General features: G+C 62.6%; 7 protein-coding genes. All 7 read right to left on the bottom strand.

What is annotated here, in order from left to right; all coding sequences use genetic code 11:
- Positions 1–280 (bottom strand): DUF3077 domain-containing protein (locus tag QZY07_RS08940; protein WP_295401699.1); only part of this gene is annotated, 280 nt, incomplete at its 3' end.
- 310 nt (positions 281–590) lie between these two features.
- Positions 591–1,706 carry a hypothetical protein gene (locus tag QZY07_RS08935; protein ID WP_295401697.1) on the bottom strand — a complete coding sequence of 372 codons (1,116 nt, stop codon included), beginning with the start codon at positions 1,704–1,706 and terminating at the stop codon, positions 591–593.
- Positions 1,707–1,715: 9 nt separating this feature from the next.
- The gene (locus QZY07_RS08930) at positions 1,716–2,531 is read right to left on the bottom strand and encodes a PD-(D/E)XK nuclease-like domain-containing protein (RefSeq protein WP_295401696.1); all 816 of its coding nucleotides are present in this window, start codon (positions 2,529–2,531) and stop codon (positions 1,716–1,718) included.
- Positions 2,528–3,232 (bottom strand): Rha family transcriptional regulator, encoded by a 705-nt coding sequence (locus QZY07_RS08925; RefSeq protein WP_295401694.1) that lies wholly within the window; start codon positions 3,230–3,232, stop codon positions 2,528–2,530. Before QZY07_RS08925 ends, QZY07_RS08930 begins: the two co-directional genes overlap by 4 nt.
- Positions 3,229–3,540, bottom strand: coding sequence for a hypothetical protein (locus tag QZY07_RS08920; protein ID WP_295401693.1), 312 nt, complete (start codon positions 3,538–3,540; stop codon positions 3,229–3,231). The genes QZY07_RS08925 and QZY07_RS08920 overlap by 4 nt, the downstream gene beginning before the upstream one ends.
- Positions 3,541–3,667: 127 nt before the next feature.
- Positions 3,668–4,213, bottom strand: a complete 546-nt coding sequence (locus QZY07_RS08915; RefSeq protein WP_295401691.1) for a hypothetical protein — start codon at positions 4,211–4,213, stop codon at positions 3,668–3,670.
- A gap of 62 nt (positions 4,214–4,275) precedes the next feature.
- Positions 4,276–4,762 (bottom strand): site-specific integrase (locus QZY07_RS08910; RefSeq protein ID WP_295401689.1); only part of this gene is annotated, 487 nt, incomplete at its 5' end.

The following is a 4,762-nucleotide window of genomic DNA, read 5'->3' as shown; positions in this document are numbered from 1 at the left end:
CGATGGCGGCGGGCTTCCCAGCGATTTCGACAGCGTGAATGACGGACTCGATTAACCCGCGTGCCGACTCCAGCGTGTAGGCGGCGCAATAGATGGCGCTGGCATCGCTGGATGGGGGTAGATTGGAAGATGCTTCGGTGATCGTCTCAATCGCTGAACGCATCATGGACGCGGCTTCATTCAGCGCGAAATGCGCCGGGATGCCCGCGTTGACGGTGAAGAATAAGGCTTCTTCGCCCAGAACGGGGATGTCGGAAAAGCGGATGTTGCAGGTTTTCATGGATCGGTCTCCAGGGTTTGGATGACCGACTGAGAAAGGCGACAGGGCAGAGGCGCGACACACGGACAGGCTGACGCCTGACCTGGGATGAAGTTATACTGTGTCTCGCCGGTGCTCGGGCTGCTTCTAACAGTCGGAGCTTTGCCGTCAGTTGTGTAAAGCACCTGACGGACGGCCACACTCTAAACGCATTTTGCCCTGCTTTGCAACGCCCTCGCGGCCGCCCCCGCCAGGGCGTTTTTCATTGGTGCCCCAGCGGCGGTCTGACTTTGCCCGGCGTTGCGCGCGGATTTGCGTCGATTTCCGGCCTCTACTCATCGTCATCGCTCCCCGGTTCGCGTTCGTCGCTGGCATCCGCCTGTACATCCCCTTGTGCCGATTCTGCCGGGATCTCCGTCGAAACCGCCCGGATCGCTTCCTGTTCCAGTCGGGCGATCAATTCCGGGTCAACGCCTCTTTTGCGCCGCCACTCGCCGGAATCGGTGCAGGTCTTGCCGACCGAATGCGCGGCCTCGATCCAAGGGCAGCCGCGAGCGTCCACCAATTCGCCGGACTCTGAGTCGGGTTGGGGCCACGCGGGCGGCGGCGGGTCGCTCGCGGCAGCGGGCTGTGGCAATTGCTTCGCCTGTTCCATGAGTCGCTCGCGGGCCTTCATGCTCTCGGCTTGGGGCGTTGGCGCAACCTCGAACCAATCGCCGATGCTGCTCATGCCGTCGCGCAGACTGGCGTAGATTTTCCGAAGCTGGATCACTTGCGCCGGACGGATCGCCTCCAGGCGGTTGCCGAGTCGCTTGGTCAGCATCTCCGCCGTGACGCCCAGCTTGCCGAAGGTCTCCACCAGCCGCTTGACGGCCTCGGGTGAGGTGTCGGCTTTGGCGGCGAGGGTCACCTCGCACTGCTGAACGGCGGCCTCGGTGACATCGCCGGGGATGACCCCGAGAATGCACGCCCGCAGTCTTCGGGCGCCCTGGTTTGCAACCAGTTCGTAGATGTCGCGCGGATCGCTCAGACGCTTGGATCCGGCCTTGGTATGGCGTTCGTGGGGAACCTGAAACACTTTCGTCTGCCGGGTGTTGGTCTCCAGATCCCACGCGAAGGCTTCCACGGTGCTATCGCCGATGCGCTGCTCCAGTTCGCGGATGCCAAACTGAATATTTCCCCAGCACTGCGCCAGCGTTTCGGCGAGCCGGATTGAGGGGCCGGTGATCTCGGAACCGCCGCGGTTGTACGAATACAGCGCGCCCTCGGCGAGGGTCTGACGGGTGCATGCCTGAAGAATGCGATCCGTTGCGGTCACCTGGTCGCGTGGAAACCGCTTGGCGATCACCATCGCGGCCTGAACTTCCTGGATCTCGCGCGCCGATCCGGTCTCGGCGGTGTGCGTCAGCGATTGTTGAGATTGAAAGGGGTTGAGTGCGTTGCTCATGGGATGCTCCTACAGTCCCCAGCGGGGAATCGAGAGGGTTTCAATGCGATGGGCGCCGGTGTCGCGGTCCCAGAGATAGCCGGGCCAAACGCCGGATTCCATGCACGCCGCCCAGATCGTCAACGCGGCACGAAACCGACGCTCCCCGGCCTCCAGGGCGTCCGCGTCCAGCTCGTAGACGGCGACATCGAAGGGCGGCGCCGACTCCACGAACACGAACATGAAGGGCAGACGCTCGCCGGTAACGAGGGTCCACAAATGGCTGTAGAACGCGGCTTGCTGGTGGTAGCGATATTTCCCGGCATCGCGGGCAACATCGGCGGGTGCGGCGGATTGGCAGGTCTTCAGGTCCACCAACAGGTCAAGATCGGTCGGGAGCCAGTCCAAGCGCCCCTTGCACAGCAAGCCCGATTCGGGATCGATGGCCAGTAGGGTTTGCTCGGCCTTGCCCTTGGCGAACAGGACGCGACCGATGGAATGACCGAGCACGGCGTCCCGCATCCGTGAGGCGGTGTCGAACTGATCCTGGGTGACGATCAGCTTGCCTTCGGAAGCGGCCTGGAATTCATCGAACGCCTGTTTCCCTGCCTTGGTGCGTCGGTCGCCGTCCGGAGCCACGGCGTAATCGTCCAGATCGGGCGTCAGGATCAGGCTGTGAACCAGTGTCCCGAGCGACATCGCGGGGCTGGGCTTGCGCTCGGATTCCTTCAGGTGGCGAGGGCTCTTGTCGAGAATCGTGGCCAGCGCGTGAGAACTGGCGGCCTCAATGGCGCGGTAGTCGTCGAACGACAGGCCGTCAATCAGTGCGGGCGGGCTGGGGATCATGCCGCACGCTCCGAGCCGCATGTCAGCAGCTTCGCCCGTGTCCTGGTGGCGAACGCCATCAAGCGGGCTTTGCGATCCTGATAGTCCAGTCCGGCCAGAATCAGCGCGCGGTTACGGTCCCTGACATGCTCCAGGAGGACAGCATCGGCATTCGAGAGCGACGATTCGTCCAGCTTCTCGAATCGCCCGGTGATGACCCAATTGCATAGCCGGTTTTCGCACATGAATTGCCGTGCGTCAGTGGCCTTCCCCTCATCTTCCCGAATCTCGATCAGTGCAGCCATCATTGGGTTATGCGCTGCTCGCTTCGCCTTGATGATGTCTTGGCGCGGCGGATTGGCGTAGAGCCGGCCGATCTCGTTCAGCGCCTTTCGGAATGCCTTCACCAGCGCCAGCTTGAAGCGCCGCACGATGGGCGAGTTGCGGAACAAGGTGATTGCATAGGTCGCCTGATCCTCGTTGAGGATGGCGATTTCGGTTGATTGCCCTGCCCCGTGCGCTGAGACAACTCGCGTTTCAAACGCGAGTTGGCCTAGCTCATCAAACTCAGAGCGGTACTTGCGAACCATCGCGAGCACTTGCTTATGGGCCAGCTTGCAGCCATCGGCAATGGCGAGGCTCGTGGTCGTGGCTTGCTGGCCGCGAATCTCAACGAGGGCTTTGGTCTGGCAGGGGGCGGCGATATCGACGGGGGCGTTCATGCCGCACGCTCCACGCCACGCGCCATGAACCATTGCAGGTATTTCGGGCCATCCAACAACAGGGCGCGGCCTCGACGAATCACGGCGCCGGTCGCTTGCAATCCGTTCACGCGACGGTTGAAAAGGTCATGCCGGATCCCGCCGACCGTCAAGGCGGGTTGGCTGTCGGCAAGCTGTCTGACGGTGTAGATAATCGCCCCCGGTGCGGGCGCCGCGGGGTTGTCGACGGCCAGCGCCAGGACCGGAGTCGACGCGGACGTTCCGGTGGCGGCGGGAACTGTCGCCGATGGCTGGGGGGTTCTTGCCATGCCTGGATCTCCGTAACCGTGGAAGGTATGCGCCTTGGTGTTGCAGGGCGTCGGAGAACAGTTTGTGGGGCGGGCTCGGTGTGCGCGATCCGTTGGCGCAGACTGTACGGGCGTACAGTCCAGACGATTATTTGCGCTTACGGCGAGCGAGGATCCATGTGTAAATTGTTCGGTATGCCACGGGAACTAGCTTTGCTTGAACTGCCGCCTCGGTCGCTTTGGTCGCGTTTTGGTACAGGTAACCGTGTTCTCGGTCCCAATCCTCGATCTGTTGCCTACAGGCAATATTTTCAGCATGGCTCAGCCTCGCAAGCGCCTGCCCGCTTGCGCTCGCGTCAGAGGTGCCTCGACCAGAATCGCCGAAGACGCCAGGGCAGAGCGCGGCCAGAGCAGAAAACGCTATCCAGGGGGGAGGGGGCAAGGCCCGTGCGACGTTCTCGCCATCATCTCGACCGAAACCACGCTCCAGCCACTCCCGCTTGCCGAACCCGCTGTTGCCGCCAAGCCAATTTGATGTCCGTCGCTTGATCGGTTGCGGGTCGCTCGGACTTTCGTCTCGTTGCAGCAGGGGGGTAATTTTCTTGATTGCGTTGCGCTGGGCGTCCTGGCTGGGCTTTGCGTCTACGCCGGGATGCAGGCTGTCGTCGTCCGGGCCATAGCACCACCACGCCACGATCTTTAGGGCTTCCTGGTAGCTGTACCGTTCTTTGCGCCAGAACGGTGCTAAGGGCGTCTTTATGCTCCCTCCCCAAAGATCGCCGAATTCATCCGCTCCACCACGCCGGCCACATGGCTATCGGAGAGATGCGAATACCGCTTCACCATGGCGAGGGTCTTGTGACCAAGGATCTCGGCAATCTCGGCGAGACTGGCGCCATTCATGGCCAGATAGGACGCGGCGGAATGGCGCAGATCGTGAAACCGGAAATCCTCGATTCCCGCGCGCTCGACCGCGTTCTCCCACGCCCCTTGGAGCGCGATCGGTCGGCTCGGGTCATCCTCTCCAGGGAATACCAGATCGGTATCGATGCGGCGGATCTTGGCGCGTTCCTTCAGCAGCGCCAGGGCGGGGCCGCTCAGGGGGAGCACGCGACGCTCGCCGTTTTTGGTCTGATGCAGGGTCGCGGTGCGGCGGGTGAAATCGATATGCCCCCAGCGCAGATTCATAATCTCGCCCTGTCGGGCGCCGGTGGACAGCGCCAACACCACCACCGCATAGATG

Origin of the sequence: uncultured Thiocystis sp., from assembly GCF_903866365.1 — a bacterium.
GTDB lineage: Bacteria > Pseudomonadota > Gammaproteobacteria > Chromatiales > Chromatiaceae > Chromatium.
The sequence above is the reverse complement of the archived record's forward strand: the minus strand, read 5'-3'. Positions and strand labels throughout refer to the sequence as shown.

Excerpts from the sequence above, each read along its gene's own strand:
- QZY07_RS08920 (WP_295401693.1), bottom strand. The coding sequence starts at position 3,540 with ATGGCAAGAACCCCCCAGCCATCGGCGACAGTTCCCGCCGCCACCGGA.
- QZY07_RS08925 (WP_295401694.1), bottom strand. The coding sequence starts at position 3,232 with ATGAACGCCCCCGTCGATATCGCCGCCCCCTGCCAGACCAAAGCCCTC.
- QZY07_RS08930 (WP_295401696.1), bottom strand. The coding sequence starts at position 2,531 with ATGATCCCCAGCCCGCCCGCACTGATTGACGGCCTGTCGTTCGACGAC.
- QZY07_RS08935 (WP_295401697.1), bottom strand. The coding sequence starts at position 1,706 with ATGAGCAACGCACTCAACCCCTTTCAATCTCAACAATCGCTGACGCAC.